At 59.5% G+C, this 18,677-nt stretch carries 18 protein-coding genes; 10 read left to right on the plus strand and 8 right to left on the minus strand.

Features of this window, described 5'->3' with window-relative positions; all coding sequences use genetic code 11:
- The first annotated feature begins 29 nt into the window (after window positions 1-29).
- Both C1Y42_RS05040 and C1Y42_RS05045 read left to right on the plus strand, forming a co-directional pair.
- A complete protein-coding gene (locus C1Y42_RS05040) occupies window positions 30-1,451 on the plus strand; it encodes a M20 family metallopeptidase (RefSeq protein WP_104092920.1) in 1,422 nt (473 codons plus the stop codon).
- Window positions 1,448-2,722 carry an MFS transporter gene (locus tag C1Y42_RS05045; protein ID WP_104092921.1) on the plus strand — a complete coding sequence of 425 codons (1,275 nt, stop codon included), beginning with the start codon at window positions 1,448-1,450 and terminating at the stop codon, window positions 2,720-2,722. The genes C1Y42_RS05040 and C1Y42_RS05045 overlap by 4 nt, the downstream gene beginning before the upstream one ends.
- 38 nt (window positions 2,723-2,760) lie before the next feature.
- Here the strand turns inward: C1Y42_RS05045 and aldA are convergent, their stop codons facing one another.
- From aldA to C1Y42_RS05055, 3 genes are all read right to left on the minus strand, one after another.
- Window positions 2,761-4,197, minus strand: a complete 1,437-nt coding sequence (gene aldA, locus C1Y42_RS05050; RefSeq protein WP_104092922.1) for an aldehyde dehydrogenase — start codon at window positions 4,195-4,197, stop codon at window positions 2,761-2,763.
- Window positions 4,198-4,356: 159 nt separating this feature from the next.
- Complete coding sequence (locus C1Y42_RS23370) at window positions 4,357-4,455, minus strand: YoaK family small membrane protein (protein WP_021313714.1); 99 nt, start codon at window positions 4,453-4,455, stop codon at window positions 4,357-4,359.
- A 14-nt stretch (window positions 4,456-4,469) separates the two neighbouring features.
- Window positions 4,470-4,793: a hypothetical protein gene (locus C1Y42_RS05055; protein ID WP_058769772.1), complete on the minus strand. Its 324-nt coding sequence runs from the start codon at window positions 4,791-4,793 to the stop codon at window positions 4,470-4,472.
- 367 nt (window positions 4,794-5,160) lie between these two features.
- Here C1Y42_RS05055 and rhaT point away from each other — a divergent pair, with 367 nt between their 5' ends.
- Window positions 5,161-6,195 carry an L-rhamnose/proton symporter RhaT gene (gene rhaT, locus C1Y42_RS05060; RefSeq protein ID WP_104092923.1) on the plus strand — a complete coding sequence of 345 codons (1,035 nt, stop codon included), beginning with the start codon at window positions 5,161-5,163 and terminating at the stop codon, window positions 6,193-6,195.
- Between the two features lie 41 nt (window positions 6,196-6,236).
- Here rhaT and rhaR read toward each other — a convergent pair whose 3' ends face one another.
- A complete protein-coding gene (gene rhaR, locus C1Y42_RS05065; RefSeq protein WP_058758520.1) occupies window positions 6,237-7,103 on the minus strand; it encodes an HTH-type transcriptional activator RhaR in 867 nt (288 codons plus the stop codon).
- 13 nt (window positions 7,104-7,116) lie between these two features.
- Entirely contained in the window at window positions 7,117-7,938 is an 822-nt protein-coding gene (rhaS, locus tag C1Y42_RS05070; RefSeq protein ID WP_058758645.1) for an HTH-type transcriptional activator RhaS, read from the minus strand.
- Between the two features lie 289 nt (window positions 7,939-8,227).
- Between rhaS and rhaB the strand changes: the two genes are divergently transcribed.
- The 4 genes from rhaB to rhaM are packed head-to-tail and all read left to right on the plus strand — an operon-like array spanning window position 8,228 to window position 12,107.
- Window positions 8,228-9,709, plus strand: a complete 1,482-nt coding sequence (gene rhaB / locus C1Y42_RS05075; protein WP_104092924.1) for a rhamnulokinase — start codon at window positions 8,228-8,230, stop codon at window positions 9,707-9,709.
- Window positions 9,693-10,949 carry an L-rhamnose isomerase gene (locus tag C1Y42_RS05080; protein ID WP_058758522.1) on the plus strand — a complete coding sequence of 419 codons (1,257 nt, stop codon included), beginning with the start codon at window positions 9,693-9,695 and terminating at the stop codon, window positions 10,947-10,949. The genes rhaB and C1Y42_RS05080 overlap by 17 nt, the downstream gene beginning before the upstream one ends.
- 11 nt (window positions 10,950-10,960) lie before the next feature.
- On the plus strand, window positions 10,961-11,803 hold the full coding sequence (gene rhaD, locus C1Y42_RS05085; protein ID WP_104092925.1) for a rhamnulose-1-phosphate aldolase: 843 nt from the start codon (window positions 10,961-10,963) through the stop codon (window positions 11,801-11,803).
- On the plus strand, window positions 11,793-12,107 hold the full coding sequence (rhaM, locus tag C1Y42_RS05090; protein WP_104092926.1) for an L-rhamnose mutarotase: 315 nt from the start codon (window positions 11,793-11,795) through the stop codon (window positions 12,105-12,107). Before rhaD ends, rhaM begins: the two co-directional genes overlap by 11 nt.
- A gap of 52 nt (window positions 12,108-12,159) precedes the next feature.
- On the opposite strand, the gene C1Y42_RS05095 is transcribed toward rhaM, so the two are convergent.
- From C1Y42_RS05095 to C1Y42_RS05105, 3 genes are all read right to left on the minus strand, one after another.
- Window positions 12,160-13,344, minus strand: coding sequence for a sugar transporter (locus C1Y42_RS05095; RefSeq protein WP_031279126.1), 1,185 nt, complete (start codon window positions 13,342-13,344; stop codon window positions 12,160-12,162).
- Between the two features lie 325 nt (window positions 13,345-13,669).
- Complete coding sequence (locus tag C1Y42_RS05100; protein ID WP_021506080.1) at window positions 13,670-13,921, minus strand: hypothetical protein; 252 nt, start codon at window positions 13,919-13,921, stop codon at window positions 13,670-13,672.
- A 168-nt stretch (window positions 13,922-14,089) separates the two neighbouring features.
- The gene (locus C1Y42_RS05105) at window positions 14,090-15,346 is read right to left on the minus strand and encodes an MFS transporter (protein ID WP_104092927.1); all 1,257 of its coding nucleotides are present in this window, start codon (window positions 15,344-15,346) and stop codon (window positions 14,090-14,092) included.
- A gap of 94 nt (window positions 15,347-15,440) precedes the next feature.
- Between C1Y42_RS05105 and C1Y42_RS05110 the strand changes: the two genes are divergently transcribed.
- The 3 genes from C1Y42_RS05110 (at window position 15,441) to bioD (ending at window position 18,476) form a co-directional block, all read left to right on the plus strand.
- The gene (locus C1Y42_RS05110) at window positions 15,441-16,337 is read left to right on the plus strand and encodes a LysR family transcriptional regulator (RefSeq protein WP_021506078.1); all 897 of its coding nucleotides are present in this window, start codon (window positions 15,441-15,443) and stop codon (window positions 16,335-16,337) included.
- Window positions 16,338-16,472: 135 nt separating this feature from the next.
- Complete coding sequence (locus tag C1Y42_RS05115) at window positions 16,473-17,690, plus strand: ROK family transcriptional regulator (protein ID WP_021506077.1); 1,218 nt, start codon at window positions 16,473-16,475, stop codon at window positions 17,688-17,690.
- A gap of 105 nt (window positions 17,691-17,795) precedes the next feature.
- Window positions 17,796-18,476, plus strand: coding sequence for a dethiobiotin synthase (bioD, locus tag C1Y42_RS05120; RefSeq protein WP_104092928.1), 681 nt, complete (start codon window positions 17,796-17,798; stop codon window positions 18,474-18,476).
- The last annotated feature ends 201 nt before the right edge of the window (window positions 18,477-18,677 follow it).

Consider the following 18,677-nt stretch of genomic DNA (forward strand, 5'->3'; position numbering starts at 1 on the left):
ACAGCAGACCTATAACAGGCAGGGCAAACATGTCAGCACAACAGGCGGTTCAGCAGGCCACCGCATATTTCGACAGCGGGGAATTTCAACGTATCCTGGCGCGCCGCGTGGCGTGGCAGACCGAGAGCCAGCGCGACGATCGCGATGTGGCGTTACAGGACTATTTGCAACAGGAGATTGCACCGCAACTGCAGGCGCTGGGCTTCACGCTACAGCTCATCGATAACCCGCACGCTGCCGGCCGGCCATTCCTCGTGGCGGTGCGCATGGAAGATCCCGCCTTACCGACCTTGCTGAGCTACGGGCACGGTGATGTGGTATTCGGCGATGACGAAAACTGGCGCAGCGGGCTGTCGCCGTGGCAGCTGACCGAAGAGGGCGATCGCTGGTACGGACGCGGCAGCGCCGACAACAAAGGTCAGCACTGCGTCAATCTTGCGGCGCTGGAGCAGGTGTACCAGGCGCGCGGCGGCCGTCTCGGCTTTAACTGCAAATGGCTGTTTGAGATGGGCGAAGAGATCAGCTCGCCGGGGCTGGCGCAGCTGTGTCAGCAGCAGGCGGAACTGTTGCAGGCTGACCTGTTCATTGCCTCAGACGGTCCGCGGCTCAACGCCGTGCGGCCGACGCTGTTCCTCGGTTCGCGCGGTGCGGTAAATTTCCGCCTGACCATCAACGCGCGTGACAATGCTTATCACTCCGGCAACTGGGGCGGACTGCTGAGCAATCCCGGCACCCGGCTGGCCAGCGCCATCGCCACGCTGGTGGACGCGCAGGGCGTGCTGCAGGTGGAGGCGCTGCGGCCCGACTCGCTGACGCCGCAGGTGCGCGCCATTCTCAGCGATATCGAGGTGGGTGGCATGCCAGGCGATCCCGCGATTGACACCAACTGGGGCGAGCCAGGCCTGACGCCTGCCGAACGCCTGTACGGCTGGAACACGCTGGAAGTGCTGTCGTTTCTCACCGGTAATCCGGCGCGCCCGATGAATGCCATTCCCGGCAGCGCGACGGCGGTGTGCCAGCTGCGTTTTGTGGTCGGTACCGACTGGCAGCGGCTGGCGCAGCACGTCAGCGCGCATCTGGCGCAGCACGGCTTCCATGATGTTGAGGTTGAGTTTTTGCGTGGTTCACCCGCCACGCGTCTTGATCCTGACGATCCGCTGGTGCACTGGGTGCTGAACAGCATGGCGGCAACCAGCGGCAAAAAACCGGCGCTGCTGCCCAACCTTGGTGGATCGCTGCCAAATGAGGTGTTCGCGGAGATTCTGGGCCTGCCAACGCTGTGGGTGCCACATTCGTATCCCGCCTGCGGTCAACATGGCGTGAATGAGCACATGCTGAAATCGATTGCCCGCGAAGGGCTGCAGATCATGACGCAGCTGCTGTGGGAGCTGGGCGAGCAGGGCACGGAATGGCTGGCGCAACACCGCGCCTATGCCGGAGGTGGCGCATGAGCAGCCTCAGCCATAGCGCGCCGCTGAGCGGCGTGAAGCCAAACCTGCACAAAACGCTGTTTGCGACCTGCATTGGTAATGCGCTGGAGTGGTTCGACATTGCGGTATATGGCTTCTTCGCCAGCTATATCGCCCACGCCTTCTTTCCCACCAGCGATGCGTCGGTCTCGCTGCTGCTGACCTTTGGCAGCTTCGGCGTCTCCTTTCTGATTCGCCCGCTGGGTGCGGTGGTGCTGGGCAACTATGCCGATCGCCACGGGCGTAAAAAAGCGCTGCTGCTCTCCATCAACCTGATGATGCTTGGCGGAGCCATCATCACGTTTATGCCGGGCTACGACAGCATCGGCCTGCTCGCACCGCTGCTGATCCTGCTGGCGCGCCTGGTGCAGGGCTTTTCTGCCGGTGGCGAGTTTGGCAGCTCCACGGCGTTTCTGGTCGAGCATTTTCCCGAGCGCAAAGCCTTTATCGCCAGCTGGCAGTTCGCCACCCAGGGCGCCAGCACGCTAATGGCTTCGGCGTTTGGTCTCGGTCTGACGCAGATCCTGAGCGAAAGCCAGATTCAGGCGTGGGGCTGGCGTATTCCGTTTGCCTTCGGCCTGCTGATTGGCCCGCTCGGGCTGTATATCCGCCGCCACGTGCATGAGCCCGCCAGCTTTGCCGCACAGACGCCGGAAGCGGCCCCGCTGAAACGGCTGTTTGGCCGGCAAAAAGCGCTGATGCTGCTGGCGATTGGCCTGATGGTGATCTCCACGGCGGTCAACTACATGCTCAACTACGTGCCGACCTACGCAACCAAAAACCTGCATCTGCCGGGCTCGGTGGCCTTTACTGCCACGCTGCTGGCCGGGGTGATTCTGACGGTAGTGACGCCGCTGATGGGATTGTGGGCGGAGCGCATTGGCCGCCTGCCGCTGATGTGGGGATCGCTCATACTGCTGATGGTCACCATCTATCCGGCCTTTCGGCTGGTGGTCAATCACACTACGCCGACCACGCTGATTGTGCTGGTATGCTGGATGGCGCTGCTGAAATCGATCTATTTTTCTACCGTACCCTCGGTGATGGCGGATCTGTTCCCGATTGGTACGCGCGCCAGCGGCATGGCCATCAGCTATAACATTGCGGTTACGGTGTTTGGCGGTTTTGCACCGCTGATTTGCACGCTGCTGATCAGTGCCACCGGCACCAGTCTGGCGCCGGGCTACTACCTGATGGCGATGTCGCTCTTTAGCGGGGTAGCGCTGCTGCGCAGTCAGAAACGGATACGCTAAGTGGCAACCGGTGCGCGCTGCGCACCGGTGTTTACGCATCAGGCAAACTGCAGATAGGCGACGTGCGTTTGCAGATACTCCTCCAGCCCGTGGCGGCCATCGGCACCGCCGATGCCGGATTTGCGCCAGCCGGCATGGAATCCCTGCATCGCTTCAAAATTTTCGCGATTAATGTAGGTTTCCCCGAATTTCAGCCGGCGCAGCGCGATCATCGCGGTGTTCAGATCGCGGGTATACAGCGATGAGGTCAGGCCATAGTCGCAGTCGTTAGCCAGCGCGATGGCTTCATCCAGCGTGTTAAAGCGCATCACCGGCAGCACCGGGCCAAAGATTTCCTCACGCATGATCGCCATCTCCTGACGTACCCCGGTGATGATGGTCGGTTCAAAATAAAAGCCGCGTTCACCGGCGCGTTTGCCGCCCAGCACCACCTTGCCGCCCTGCGCAACGGCGCTGGCGACCTTTTGCCCGACGCGGTCGCACGCGGCTGCGCTAATCAGCGGCCCCATATCCACATCGGCCTGCTGCGCCGGATCGCCAAATTTCACCTGCTGCATCGCCCCGGTCAGGGCGCTGATAAAGCGATCGTAAATGCCGTCTTGCACATACACGCGCTCGGCGCAGTTACACACCTGACCGCTGTTAATAATGCGCGAACTGACGATAGCCCTGACGGCCAGATCGAGGTCGGCGTCGTCCATGACAATTGCCGGCGCTTTACCGCCCAACTCCAGCGACACTTTTGTCACATTCGGCGCCGCGGCGGCCATGGTGGCGATGCCGGCGTTGACGCTGCCGGTCAGGCTCACTAACCCGACTTTAGGATTGGCGGCCAGTTCCTGTCCCACCTCCGGGCCATAGCCGTAAACGATGTTAATTACCCCGGGCGGCAGGCCGATGTCGTCGATAATGGCGGCGAACAGGGCGGCGTTGTTCGGGGTGATCTCACTCGGCTTCAGCACGATAGTGTTGCCGGTGATCAGCGCCGGTGCCGCTTTGCGCGCAATCAGGAAGAAGGGAAAATTCCACGGCAGAATACCGGTGGTCACACCAATCGCTTTCTTAAACACAAAGATATTTTCGTTTGGGCGATCGCTGTTGACGATTTCCCCTTCGTAGCGTCGCGCCCATTCCGCCATGTAGTCTAGGTAGTCAGCGGTAAACAGCACTTCAGTTTGCGCCAGCGCCTGGGTTTTGCCGCCCTCCGCGACGAGGGTGGCGCTCAGCTCAGGCTCGCGCTGGCGAATTGCCGTGGCGATGCGGTGCAGCCAGTCGCCGCGCGCCACCGCCGGTAACGCTTCCCAGCCGGGCTGAGCGGCTTCTGCGGCGGCAATGGCTGCCGCTGCCTGCTGTTTGCTGCCCTGGGGCACACGTGATAGCAGGGTCTCCGTCGCCGGGTTAATCACTTCAATCCAGCTATCGTTATGCGCCTCGACAAACGCGCCATTAATGTAGTGTTGATGATGAAGGGTCATGTGCAGGGGCTCCACGCTCGGTTTTGTTAAACTGATGTGAAGGAAGAGTGAAGCAGATGAACGCTGGCGACCTTTTTATCACTGCCAGCACCGGCAGGGCGCTGGCAATAGCGGCAAGAATCACGCGACCGACGCAGCATTCTGCGTCAGTGGACCGTTTCAGGAACCGGGCATCATGGCGCCGCTGGCAATAAACCAGACCAGAAAACTGACACCGGCAACAATAATGGCGATGGGGAACAGCAGACCGATTTTCATATGCATCCTGAGCGTTAAGCGAGCTGGATTAGCGCGCGGTGGGTTTTCATCATACTGAATAGCTGAAATTGTGTCGCGTCATCGACCTGACGCAGATGTTCGCCTTTCTGATACTGAATCTGATGCACATGGCCGAGCTGACGCCACACCACAATGGCTGACGCCAGCAGCGCGCAGTTCTCTTCGCTCTGCACGCAGTCCAGCGTGGCGTAGTGGCAACTATCTAAGCCATTAATGAACACATTCAGCGCCTCGGGCGGCACGATGGCGCGGATGTCATCCAGCATCACGCGGCTCACCGCCTGCGACAGCACCAGCGTTAACCGTTTGCTCTTCATCTCAATCCCTGGTTCCGATGATTTTTCCCACGTTATACGGATTTAACCCCGTCGGGGGAAGTGATTCGCGCAGCTTTGTGTGAGTGCCATGTTAAGCGGCGCGCTGGCAACAGATGAAAAACTGTGCTGATCAACACAACATAAATCAAAAATATGCCGAATAATAAGCAACTTAAAGAGTTTCCCCGGCATAACAGCGGCAAATGCGAATTTGTGATCCTTATGTTGCATACCCACCCGATTTTGCCAGTCAGCCTGGCTTTACGGCAACCATCCAAAGGCTGAGTCCACGCAGTGCGCCATAGACTGCCACTAATCGGAAACCGCAGGTGTTTCCGTCTGGCCTCAACCTTACGAAGGAATAACAATGAACAGTGCCATTCTTGCAGGTATCTTCTGGCATCTGGTGGGTGCCGCCAGCGCCGCCTGTTTTTATGCTCCGTTTAAACAGGTTAAAAAGTGGTCATGGGAAACCATGTGGTCGGTCGGCGGCGTGATGTCGTGGCTGATTCTGCCCTGGGCAGTCAGTGCTGCGCTGTTACCGAACTTCTGGGCGTACTACAGCAGTTTCAGTTTATCGCAGCTGCTGCCGGTGTTTCTGTTCGGTGCCATGTGGGGCATCGGCAACATCAACTATGGCCTCACCATGCGCTATCTGGGGATGTCGATGGGGATTGGCATCGCCATTGGCATTACGCTGGTGGTGGGGACGCTGATGACGCCGCTGTTGCAGGGCCGATTCGTTGAACTGTTCAGCTCCGCCGGCGGCCGGATGACGCTGCTGGGCGTACTGGTTGCGCTGCTGGGTGTGGCGATTGTGTCGCGCGCCGGGCTGCTAAAGGAACGGGCGCTGGGGATTAACGCCGAAGATTTCAACCTGAAGAAAGGCCTGGTGCTGGCGGTGCTGTGCGGCATCTTCTCGGCTGGCATGTCATTTGCCATGGATGCGGCGAAGCCGATGCATGAAGCCGCTGCCAGTCTGGGCATCAATCCGCTGTATGTGGCGTTGCCGAGTTACGTGGTGATCATGGGCGGTGGCGCGCTGATCAACCTCGCGTACTGCTTTATCCGCCTGGCGGTGAAGCCGGAGCTTTCGCTGCACCGCGACTTTTCCGTGGCAAAACCGCTGCTGATCGCCAACATCGCCTTCGCCGTGCTGGGGGGAACCATGTGGTATCTGCAGTTCTTCTTTTATGCCTGGGGCCACGCAAAAATTCCCCCGCAGTACGACTTCGTTAGCTGGATGCTGCACATGAGCCTGTACGTGCTGTGCGGCGGCCTGGTGGGACTGGTGCTGAAGGAGTGGAAATCGGTGGGGCGTCGACCGGTGAGTGTGTTATCGATTGGCTGCGTGGTGATCATTATCGCGGCAAACATTGTCGGTCTCGGTATGGCCGCCTGATAACGCTTAACATCGCACCGCCTGACGCGTCTCTGCACGCGTCAGGCTTTTTCTTTGTCTGCCATCGGTTCGCGCGGCGACAAAAAACGCTGACGCCACGCGCTGGGTGTTAATCCGGTTTCGCGCGTAAACACCACGGAAAAGTAGTTGCTGTCATCAAACCCGCAGCGCGCCGCCACTTCGCTAATCAGACATGCCTGCGTGCGCAACAGATATTTTGCCTGACACAGCTGCAGCTGACGCAGATAGTGGCCAATGGTCATGCCGGTTTGCTGACGGAACAACTGTTTCAGCGACCGTTCGCTGAGCTGGTTTTGCTGGCAGAAATGGGGCAGATCGAAGGGGCGGCTGATATCGCCGAGCAGCGCCGACATCAGCAGATCGAGCTGTTCGCCCTCCGGCAGCACCCACGGCCGATCGGCGGCGTAGCCGTGACGGCGCAATATCAGTGCCAGCTGCAAAAACAGCGCTTCCGACAGCTGAATCGATAGCGAATCGCTTTTGCGACTTTCGCGCTCCAGCTGGCTGATGACGCCGCGCGCCAGCGCCATGCCGCGCGTGGTCAGACGCCAGCTGGCGGGTGTCTCTTCATCCTGTGGCGGCAGCAGCTGCTGCCAGTCGAGCGCCAGGCTGAAGCGATCGCGGCAGTAGAGAATATTGTCGAGCGCCAGATCGTTGACGCTATCAAAGCTGTGGCAATCACTGTCGCGAATGTAAAACACATCGCCACAGGTGATCAGCCACGGCCGATCGTTGAGGATATGCAGGCCATTACCGCGCCAGACAATCACGATCTCGCTGAACTCATGCCGGTGCGGTGGGAAAGAGGGCTGCGGCATGCGTTCTGCCACGGCAATAGGCAAATTGCTGGCCGGGAAGTAATCCTCGCGCGTCAGTAACAGCGGCATGTCAGCCCTCCGGTTACCCCATCTGCTGGCGCGCCATGCGCGGCGCGCAGCCAAATTCCCGCCGGAACAGGGTGGAGAAGTGATTACTGTCACCAAACCCACACTGATAGGCGATGTCCGTGATGCGCATCTCGCTGTGGCGCAACAGGTGCCGCGCCTGCAATAAACGTAACCGATTGAGATAGCGCTGCGGCGTGCTGCCGGTCTGCTGCTTCATCTGGCGATGCAGGGTACGCAGCGACAAACAGAAGCGATCGGCCAGCGCTTCCCACGCAATTTCCTCACTGTAGTGCGCATTCAGCCAGTCCAGCAAGCGGTGCAGGCGGGCATCCTGGTCCTGCGCCTGATCGTTTTGCGCCGCCTCGCGCAGCAGCACCAGCAGCTGCAAAAAGTGCTGTTCCTGCTGCGCCTGACGTTCCAGCGACCAGCTGGCCGGCTGCTTCATCTGCGTCACCAGGTGCAGCGCCTGCGCCATCACTTTATGGTTGATCCGCCAGTGTGAAACGTACTGGCCGTCCTGTTCGCGCGGCAGCAGCGCCTGCAGGCCGGACAGAAAGCGGAACGCCGCCGGACTGCGATACAGCACATTCGTCAGGCACAGATTGTCGGTTTGCTCGTACAGATGGCGATCGTGATCGCGCACAAAACAGACGCAGCCGGCGCTGAGCGCCTGCGGCTGACCATTAAATACGTGGATGCCCGAGCCCTGTTCCACCAGCACAATTTCATGAAAATCATGGTGATGCTCCGGAAACGCCGACTGCGGCACACGTGGCTCAATGGCTATCGTGTAATCGCCGGCCGGAAAGAAATCAGCACTGTGTAATACCGTCATCATGCGTCCTCAGTTAACAAAACCGTAACCGAGTCTACGCAGCCGCCTGCCACCTTACCTTGAATTTTGCACCGGGCAGCGCAGGAAAATCGCCAATTATTCAAGATCGCCTAAGTGATTGATGGAATTGCGGCAAGGCTCACAACTCTGCCGTTATGCAGTTCTGTGAGCTCACTCACGAACACCTTTGCAAACCTGCCAGCGGTGATGACCCGCTGGCACTCGCGGGAAGGTGTCTGCGGCGCAGGATTTCTACTCTGTCGCCATGTCTTCACAGGGAGTACTCGCCATGAGTCTGCGTAATATTGTTGCCATCGATTTAGGCGCATCCAGTGGCCGCGTCATGCTGGCCAGCTGGCAGGCTGACCGTCAGCAGCTCAGCCTGCGCGAAGTGCGTCGTTTCGCCAACCCGCGCGTGCAGCGCGGCGATTATGACTGCTGGGATTTGGACCGGCTGGAACAGGAGATTCGCGCCGGGCTGCAGCAGCTGGATGAGGAGGGCATTGTGCCGGACAGCCTTGGTATTGATACCTGGGGCGTGGATCTGGTGTTGCTGGACGCGCACGGCGAGCGGGTGGGCGAAGCGGTCAGCTATCGTGATAAACGCACCGACGGCCTGATGGCCCAGGCGATGCGTGAACTCGGGAAACCGGCGCTTTATCAGCGCACCGGCATTCAGTTTCTGCCGTTCAACACGCTGTATCAGCTGCGCGCGCTGCATCTGCAGCAACCGGACTGGCAGGCGCAGGTGAAGCACGCGCTGATGATTCCGGATTATCTTCACTATCGCCTGAGCGGTGAACTCAACTGGGAATACACCAACGCCACCACCACCCAGCTGCTCAACATCCACAGCGGCGAATGGGATCGCGAGCTGCTGGCCTGGGCGGGCGCAGACGCCAGCTGGTTCGGCACGCCGCGTGCGCCGGGCAACACCGTCGGTTACTGGCGCAACGCCAGCGGCCAGCGCATTCCGGTGATCGCCGTCGCCACCCATGATACCGCCAGCGCGGTGCTGGCCACGCCGCTGGAGCAGGACGATACTGCCTACCTCAGCTCCGGCACCTGGTCGCTGATCGGCATCGAAAGCCTGCAACCCTGTGTCAGCGAGGCGGCGCTGCAGGCTAATCTGACCAATGAAGGCGGTGCGGAAGGCTATCGGGTGCTGAAAAACATCATGGGCCTGTGGCTGTTGCAGCGGGTGTGCAGCGAACTGCACATCAGCGATCTCTCTGCGCTAATTGCCGACGCCGCGCGGGAACCGGCCTGCCGCGCCCTGATTCACCCTAATCATCACCGTTTCATCAATCCGGCCAGTATGGTGGAGGAGATTCAGAACGCCTGCGCCGAACAGGCGATGCCCGTGCCGCACAGCCCGGCGGCACTGGCGCGCACCATCTTTGACAGCCTGGCGCTGCTCTATTCGCAGACGCTGCAGGAGCTTAGCCACCTGCGCGGCACTGCGCTGCGTCAGTTACATATCGTCGGTGGTGGCTGCCAGAATCCGCTGCTTAACCAGCTGTGCGCCGATGCCTGCCAGCTGCCGGTGTTTGCCGGCCCGGTGGAAGCCTCGACGCTGGGCAACATCGGCTGCCAGCTGATCGCGCTGGGTGAGTTGCGCGACGTGGCCGATTTACGCCGCTGCATTCGCCACAATTTCCCGTTAGAAAAATTTATCCCGCTGAATCACAGCGTCTTTGCGGCCCATCAGGCTCGCTTTGCGGCGCTGAGCCTACCTGCTAAGGAACTTGCATATGACAAAGCTGATTGAACAGGCCTTTGAACTGGCCAGACAACGCTACGCCGCCATCGGGGTGGATGTGGAACAGGTGATGGCACAACTGGATACCATTCCGGTGTCGATGCACTGCTGGCAGGGCGACGATGTACGTGGGTTTGAGAATCCGCAGGGGGCGCTCACCGGCGGCATTCAGGCGACCGGCAACTATCCGGGGCGGGCGCGCAACGCGGTTGAACTGCGTGCCGATCTCGACAAAGCGATGTCGCTGATCCCCGGTGCGAAACGCCTCAACCTGCATGCCATCTACCTTGAGAGCGACCGCCCGGTAGAACGAGATGCGATTGAGCCGCAGCACTTCAGCAACTGGCTGGAGTGGGCGAAAAGCAAAAAGCTGGGGCTGGATTTTAACCCAACCTGCTTTTCTCATGCGCTCAGCGCAGACGGGTTTACGCTGTCGCATGCCGATCCGGGCATTCGCCAGTTCTGGATCGACCACTGCACCGCCAGCCGCCGTATCTCCGCCTGGTTTGGCGAGCAGCTGGGCACGCCGTCAGTCATGAATATCTGGGTGCCGGACGGCATGAAAGATCTCACCGTCGATCGCCTCGCGCCGCGCCAGCGTCTCGCCAGTGCGCTGGATGAGATCATCCGTGAACCGCTGAATCCGCAGCACCACATTGATGCGGTGGAAAGCAAACTGTTTGGCATTGGCGCGGAGAGTTACACCGTGGGTTCCAGTGAGTTCTGCCTCGGTTACGCCACCAGCCGCCAGACCGCGCTGACGCTGGATGCCGGCCACTTCCATCCTACCGAAGTGATCTCCGACAAAATCTCCAGCGCCATGCTGTTTGTGCCGCGCCTGCTGTTGCACGTCAGCCGTCCGGTCCGCTGGGACAGCGATCACGTGGTGCTGCTGGATGATGAAACCCAGGCGATTGCCAGTGAGATCGCCCGACAAAAATTGTTCGACAGGGTGCACATCGGTCTCGACTTCTTCGATGCCTCGATCAACCGCATTGCCGCCTGGGTGATCGGCACGCGCAATACCCAAAAAGCCCTGTTGCGGGCGCTGCTGGAGCCGGGCGAACAGCTGCGTCAGCGGGAGCGTGATGGGGATTTCACCGCCCGTCTGGCGCTGCTTGAAGAGCAGAAGTCGCTGCCGTGGCAGGCGGTATGGGAAGCGTGGTGCCTGCGCCACGATGTGCCAGCCGATGCCAGCTGGCTAAGCGAAGTCCGTCACTACGAACAACACGTGCTGCGTCAACGTTAAGGAATCGATTCATGCAAACAATTCTCTCCGCGTGGTTTGTGCGCGACATGGTTAAAGCCACCAGTGACATGTGGCTGAAAGGCTGGGATGAACGTAACGGCGGCAACGTCAGTCTGCGTCTGTTGCCGGAAGAGGTCAGCGCGTATGCCAGCGATTTTTATCCGGCACCGCGCTGTATTGAACTGAGCAAGCCGGCGCCCGCGCTGGCCAACGACTGGTTCCTGGTGACCGGCTCCGGTAAGTTCTTTCGCAACGTGCAGCTCGATCCGTCAGACAGTCTGGTGCTGCTGCAGGTGGATGACAAAGGGCTGTCGTACAAAATTCACTGGGGGCTCAGCAACGGAGGGCTGCCAACGTCCGAGCTGGCGGCGCACTTTCAGTCACACAGCGTACGCAAGGCACTGAGCCACGGCGCGGACCGGGTGATTATGCACTGTCACGCCACCCACTTCATGGCGCTCAGCTATGTGGTGGATCTGGATGCGGCGCGCTTTACCCGCCTGCTGTGGGAGGGCAGCACCGAGTGCCTGGTGGTGTTCCCCGATGGCGTCGGCATTTTGCCCTGGATGGTACCGGGTACCGATGGCATTGGTCAGGCGACGGCAGAAGCGATGGCCAGCCATAGCCTGGTGATGTGGCCTTTCCACGGAATCTTTGGCGCCGGACCGACGCTCGACGAAACCTTTGGTCTGATTGATACCGCTGAGAAGTCATCGCAGGTGGTGGTCATGGCGCTGTCGATGGGCGGCATTCGTCAGAGCATCACCACTGAACAGCTGATTGCGCTGGGCGAGCGCTTTAACGTGAAGCCGTGGCCGGCGGCGCTGCAGGCGGAGCGCAGTGATGTTGCGTAAAGCGTTCGTCATGCATGTCTATGCGCACTGCCATGCAGAGTATCAGCGCCGTCACACGCCAATCTGGCCGGAGCTGGAACGGACGCTGAAAGCGCATGGCGCGCACAACTACGCGATCTGGCTGGATGCTGAACGCAACCTGCTGTTTGCCAGCGTCGAGGTTGAATCCGAAGCGCGCTGGCAGGCCGTGGCGCAAACTGAGGTGTGTCAGCGCTGGTGGGCGTCGATGCGTGATCTGATGCCATCAAATCCCGACAACAGCCCGGTGAGCAAAACACTGCAGCCGATGTTTTTCCTGCCTTAGCCGGCCATGTCAGCAGCGGTGCCGCCAGGGGCGCCGCTGCCTGTGAAACGCACTAGCCGTTGGAGCGCAGTTGCGGATAACGGCGGAAAATGGCGATGCACCAGAACAGTCCCGCCAGGCCAATGATTGCGCCCACGTTGCCCACGTCTGCCATCTGCAGATGCAGACTGACCTGGTTACCGAGTAGCGCGCCTGCGCCAATACCGATGTTATAAATACCGGAAAACAGCGACATGGCGACGTCGGTGGCGTCCGGTGCCAGCGATAGCACGCGCACCTGCATCGCCAGGCCGATCATCATCATTGCCATTCCCCAGATAATACACAGCACGGTAATCGCTGCCGGGCGTACCGCAGCAAACACCAGCAGACCCATACACAGGGTAATCAGCGCAATGGCGGCGATCAGCAGCGCGGACGGGAATTTATTGCCCAGCGTGCTGAACAGAATGCTGCCCAGAATGCCGGCTGAGCCGAACAGCAGCAGTAACAGGGTGGTGAAGTTCTCATCGGCGCTGGCCACTACCTGCATAAACGGCTCGATATAGCTGTAAGCGGTGTAGTGCGCGGTCACCACGACGGTGACCAGAATGTACATCGCCACCAGCGCGGGACGGCGAAACAGCATCGGCACGCTGCTGAGTGAACCGGTGTGCTCACTCGGCAGGCGCGGCAGTATCCGCACCAGCATAATCAGCAGTACCAGTGCTGACAGGCCGATCATACCAAAGGTGGTACGCCAGCCCAGATACTGACCCACAATACGACCAATCGGCACGCCCAGCACCATCGCCAGCGCCGTGCCCGTGGCCAGCATACTTAACGCCTGGGTTTTCTTGCCGGCCGGCGCAACGCGAATCGCCAGCGAGGCGGTGATCGACCAGAACACCGCGTGCGCCAGTGCAATGCCAATGCGCGACAGCACCAGCGACGTGAAATCCCACGCTACGGCCGATAACAGGTGGCTGGCAACAAACAGAATAAACAGGATGGCCAGCAGCAGGCGGCGCTCGACGTTGCGCGTCAGCAGCATTAACGGCAGCGATAACAGCGCCACGACCCAGGCGTAGATGGTCAGCATGATACCGACATCAGCGGTTTTCATTGCAAAGCTGCTGGCGATGTCCGAAAGCAAGCCAACCGGCACAAATTCGGTGGTATTGAAGACAAAAGCAGCGATAGCCAGCAGCACCACGCGCAGCCAGGCTGTTTTACGGGAAACGGTTGTTGATTGCATTGAATTCAAATCGGCTAAACGACGAGTGAGGGGGCAGGAACGCGCCCGGTAAAGTGACCTCGATCACAAATTTCCGCTATTGTGGAGCATTAGTCAGCCGATGAAAACCGTTAACCCGGGTTTTATCACTGAATATTTCTTATCGCGCTGAGCGTGGTAAATAGCCTGCGGTTATGGAGAGTTGTTGCGGCTGCGTGCTGCCGGCCCGCGAGTCTGCCGTACCAGCACAGGCTAAGTCAGGGGTTTCTGTAACAGAAAAATCGCTTAGCCGTGCTGAGGGCGAGTACCGTGCGGGCGGGTGCGGTTCAGACCAGGATTATCAGAGTCACGCCATATGCTTTAGTGCCACGCTAAAGTTGTGGGTCGGATTTTTTTTTACGCCCACCGGGCAGCAGTGTTCGCAGCCCAACGCAGTGGCGTAAAATTTACGCGCCTGCTGGATTGCAGCCCCGGGCGTGTAAAAAGTCCCGAGAAAACGGCGACCGCCGTCGGATGGCAGGAACGGACAGCCCTTCGCATGCACCACATGATTGTCGTTATAACCGGCATGCTTATCGACATAATAGTAAAGCTCCATCTGACTACCTCATTGCTGTGTAAAAAATAAGTCTATGTATTATTGGAATAGAACGAATTATAGCGATGAATTGCTATTTTGTTTTAAGTGGTACGGCGCGAATGCCTGATTATTCGAATCCAGCGGAGCAGGCGGGACGCTGAGGTCCCGCGCTAACGATGAAGGGTATTACAGTTTGCGGCCCTGTAAACGCAGGCCAACCAGCAGTGCCAGCACCAGCAGGGCGCTGATAAACAGGGTTACGCCCGGCCAGCCGTAGCGGTGCCAGAACACGCCGCCCAGGGTGCCGGCCACGCTGGAGCCCACGTAGTAGCTGAACAGGTAAAGTGATGATGCCTGGCCTTTCGCCCGGCGCGCGCGCGGTCCAATCCAGCCGCTGGCCACCGAATGGGCGGCAAAGAAGCCGGCAGTAAACAGCATCATGCCCGGCAAAATCAGCCACAGCGAACTAAAGGCGGTCAGCAGCAGACCGGCCAGCATGATCGCCGTGGCGCCCGTCATCACCGGACCGCGACCAAAGCGGCTGGTCATCGCGCCGGCTTTCGGCGAGCTCCACGAACCGGTGAGATACACCACGGACAGCAGCCCGACCACCGCCTGGCTCAGTGACCACGGCGCGCTCAGTAAACGGTAGCCGATGTAGTTAAACAGCGTGACAAACGCGCCCATCAGCAGAAAGCCTTCGGCAAACAGCAGCGGCAATCCTTTGTCGCGCCAGTGAAGGCGGAAGTTGATCAGCAGACTGCGTGGCCGCAGCGAGGCAGGGCGAAAATGGCGCGACGCAGGCAGAATTTTCCAGAACATCAGCGCGCCGGCCAGCGCGCAGCAGCCAATGACGCCAATGGCAATACGCCACGAGAAAAAGTCGGTCAGCACACCGGAGAGTAAACGACCACTCATGCCGCCAATCGAGTTACCGCTGATGTACAGCCCCATGGAGAAGGCGATGACCCGCGGATGCATCTCTTCGCTCAGGTAAGTCATGCCCACCGCCGCGACGCCACTGAGCGACAGACCGGTCAGCGCGCGCATCAGCAGAATCCCCTGCCAGCTGCTCATGGTGGCGGAGATCAGCGTACAAATCGCCGCCAGCATCAGCGCGGTCACCATCACCGATTTACGCCCAATCGCATCTGACAGCGGGCCGGTGAACAGCAGGCCCAGCGCCATCAGCCCGGTGGAGAGCGACAGCGAAATACTGCTTTCGGCAGGCGTCACGCAAAACTGCTGTGACAGCACCGGCAGAATCGGTTGTACGCAATAGAGCAGGGCGAAAGTGGCAAGACCGGCAGAGAACAGCGCCAGCGTCACGCGCATAAACTGCGGCGATCCACGTTCAATCCATTCAGTAGCGGTATCGGCGGTAACAGGCTTCGTGGACAAGCTGTCCTCATCAAGCGTCACAGCCTGGGAAGAGCGACTCACAGTACATCCTCAATTCAGCAAATGTCTGAATACTGTAGGAAAGGCTAAATAGGTTGTACAATATATTAATAATCTCAAATGAGACGTTTAAGATATGATGATTGAGCTGCGCCATCTGCGCTACTTTATTGCCGTTGCGGAAGAGCTGCACTTTGGCCGCGCCGCGCAGCGGCTGCACATTTCTCAGCCGCCGCTCAGTCAGCAGATTCTGCAACTGGAACAGGCGCTGGATGCGCAGCTGTTCACCCGCACTAATCGCAGCGTACAGCTCACGCCGGCTGGCCAGTCGTTTTTACAGGATGCGCGCGCGGTTTTATTGCAGGTGGAACAGGCGGCCGGGCGCGCGGCGCGCATTCATCACGGTCAGCAGGGAGAGTTGCGTATTGGCTTTACCTCCTCGGCGCCGTTTACCGGACTGGTGTCGGATGCGCTGTATCACTATCGGCAGCGCTGGCCGGACGTGCATATTCAGATGCAGGAGTACAACACGCGGCAGCAGCTGGCGCCGCTGCACGAGGGGCGACTCGATCTGGGCGTCATGCGCAATACGCCGCTGCCGGAGGATCTTCAGCACCGCCTGTTGCTGCGTGAACCGCTGTGCGCGGTGGTGCACCACGCGCATCCGCTGGCACAGGCCACGTCAATTAGCATCCGGGCGTTAGCCAGCGAACCTTTTGTTTTCTTTGATGCGCAGGGCGGCACGGCCCTGTACGGTGAAATTCTGGCGCTGCTGCATCGCTACCAAATCAAACCTTACATTACCCAGGAAGTGGGTGAAGCCATGACGATTCTCGGCCTGGTGGCAACCGGGCTGGGCGTGTCGATTTTACCCGCCTCGTTTGCCCGCGCGCGACTGGCGGAAGTCGCCTGGATTCCGCTACAGGAAAGCGATGCCATTTCTGAGGTGTGGCTGGTGTGGTCAGCGCTGCGCCAGCCGAGTGCGCAGATGAGCAATATGATGGCGCTGCTGCTGCACAATGCCGAGGAATGAACCCGCGGGTACAGAAAACCGCGTTCTTTGTGTGCGATAAATCACATTTCTAATCAAATATTTGACGCTGCGCGCCAATCTGCATCACCATAGCTGCTGTTTATTTAGAAGCGCGAAAATATCCGGGAGCAGGGCGTGAATCTGGACAGTCAGCCTGGCCATATTGACCAAATAAAACAGACCAATGCCGGTGCAGTGTATCGTCTGATTGACCATTACGGTCCGATTTCGCGGATTGAGCTGTCGAAACGTGCCCAGCTGGCCCCGGCCAGCATCACCAAAATTGTGCGCGAAATGCTGGATGCGCATCTGGTGCAGGAGACCGAGTTTCAGGAGCCGGGCAGTCGCGGACGGCCGGCGATAGGGTTGATCCTCGATACCCTGGCCTGGCACTATCTGGCTGTTCGCCTTCAGCCGGGGTTCATCACCCTGACGCTGCGCGATCTCAGCAGCCGCGCGCTACAGGAAGATCGCCTGCCGCTGCCCGCCAGCGCCGACACGCCGCTGCTGCAGACGCTGCAGGAGCTGGTCAACGCCTTTTTCATTCGCCATCAGCAAAAACTTGAACGTCTCACCGCTATCGCCATTACCCTGCCGGGACTGATCAACGCCGCCTCCGGCGTGGTGCACCGTATGCCGGGCTATGACGTACAGGATATGCCGCTGGGCGAAACCCTGGCGCAGCGCACCGGGCTGCCGGTATTTGTCCAGCACGATATCTCCGCATGGACGCTGGCAGAGGCGCTGTTTGGTGCTTCACGGGGTGCGCAGGACGTGATTCAGATTGTCATTGACGAAACGGTGGGCGCCGGGGTGATCAGCGGTGGTCAGCTGCTGCACAAAAGCGGACGCGCGCTGGTGGAGATCGGTCATACGCAGATCGATCCTTACGGCCAGCAGTGTTACTGCGGCAACCATGGCTGTCTGGAAACGGTGGCCAGCACCGGCAGCCTGCTGCAGCTGGCGGCACAGCGTTTATCGTCGCAGCCGGACAGCCAGCTGCACCAGCAGCCGCTGACGCTGGCCTCGCTGTGTGCCGCTGCGCAGCAGGGCGACCGGCTGGCGCGGGACGTTATTGCCGGCGTCGGTCATCATATCGGGCGCATGCTGGCGATGATGGTCAACATCTTTAATCCTCAACAAATTCTTATCGGTTCACCGCTTAACCAGGCGGCGGACGTGCTGTTCCCGGCAGTCAGCAGCACCATTCGCCAGCAGGCCCTGCCGGCGTACAGTCACGCTATTCAGCTCACGCCTGCGGCTTTTAACGATCCCGGCACGCTGGGCGGCGCGGCGCTGATCAAAGACGCGCTCTATAGCGGCCATTTACTGATAAAACTGTTGCAGGGCTAACGCCAGCCCGCCTTAAGTTTGCGCTAACGCAAGCTCTCGCCTGGGACAAATCCTTAAACTGCCTCCTTTGCAGGTTACACATCGCTTTAATGAAGGAGGAGAAAGGTGAAAACGATTTTTGTCACCGGTACCGACACCGCGGTGGGTAAGACCGTGGTTTCCCGCGCACTGTTACAGTGCTTTGCCAAAGCGAATCTGTGTGCCGCTGGCTACAAGCCGGTTGCCAAAAGCGCGCAGCACACGCCGGAAGGGCTCCGTAATAAAGATGCCGTACTGCTGCAGCAGGCATCCGGCCTCACGCTGAACTACAGCGACGTCAATCCCGTGACGCTGGAAGAGGATGAAATCAGCACCAGCCCGGCGCAGCGCATCGATTATCCGTTACTCAATCGCGGGCTGGCTGGCTTACAGGATCGCGCTGCACGCGTGGTGGTGGAAGGCACGGGCGGCTGGCGCAGCCTGATGAACGACTTACGGCCGCTGTCGCAGTGGGTGCAGCAGGCGCAACTGCCGGTGGTGCTGGTGGTGGGCATTAAAGAGGGTTGCATTAGCCACGCTTTACTGACCGCCGAAGCGATTGCCGCCGATGGCCTGACGCTGGCGGGCTGGGTCGCCAATCGTATCAATCCCGGTCTGGCGCACTATGCTGAAATCATTGATGTTCTGCGCGATAAGCTGAACGCGCCGCTGTTGGGTGAATTGCCTTATCTGCCGCGCGCCGAACAGCGTGATTTGAGTGGTTATCTGGATATTACGTTACTCGGGGGTGATGCGCTGCACAGCTAGAGTGCAAAGCCCGCCGCCTGATGAAACAAAATGCGGCATATCGCACGCAGCTGAATCCGGAGTTTCAGGAGCGGCTGCTTTTTTTTTATGCAATAAACCTGTTTATATTCAATCATCTGTCCTGAATTTTTCCTGTCCGTTGTCGCCCTGGCGCGTTTCATGCATCAGGCAAACTGATAAATCGTTTGCCGGAGCCCTGCT

It is taken from the genome of Pantoea sp. ICBG 985 (assembly GCF_002928365.1).
Lineage (GTDB): Bacteria > Pseudomonadota > Gammaproteobacteria > Enterobacterales > Enterobacteriaceae > Pantoea > Pantoea dispersa.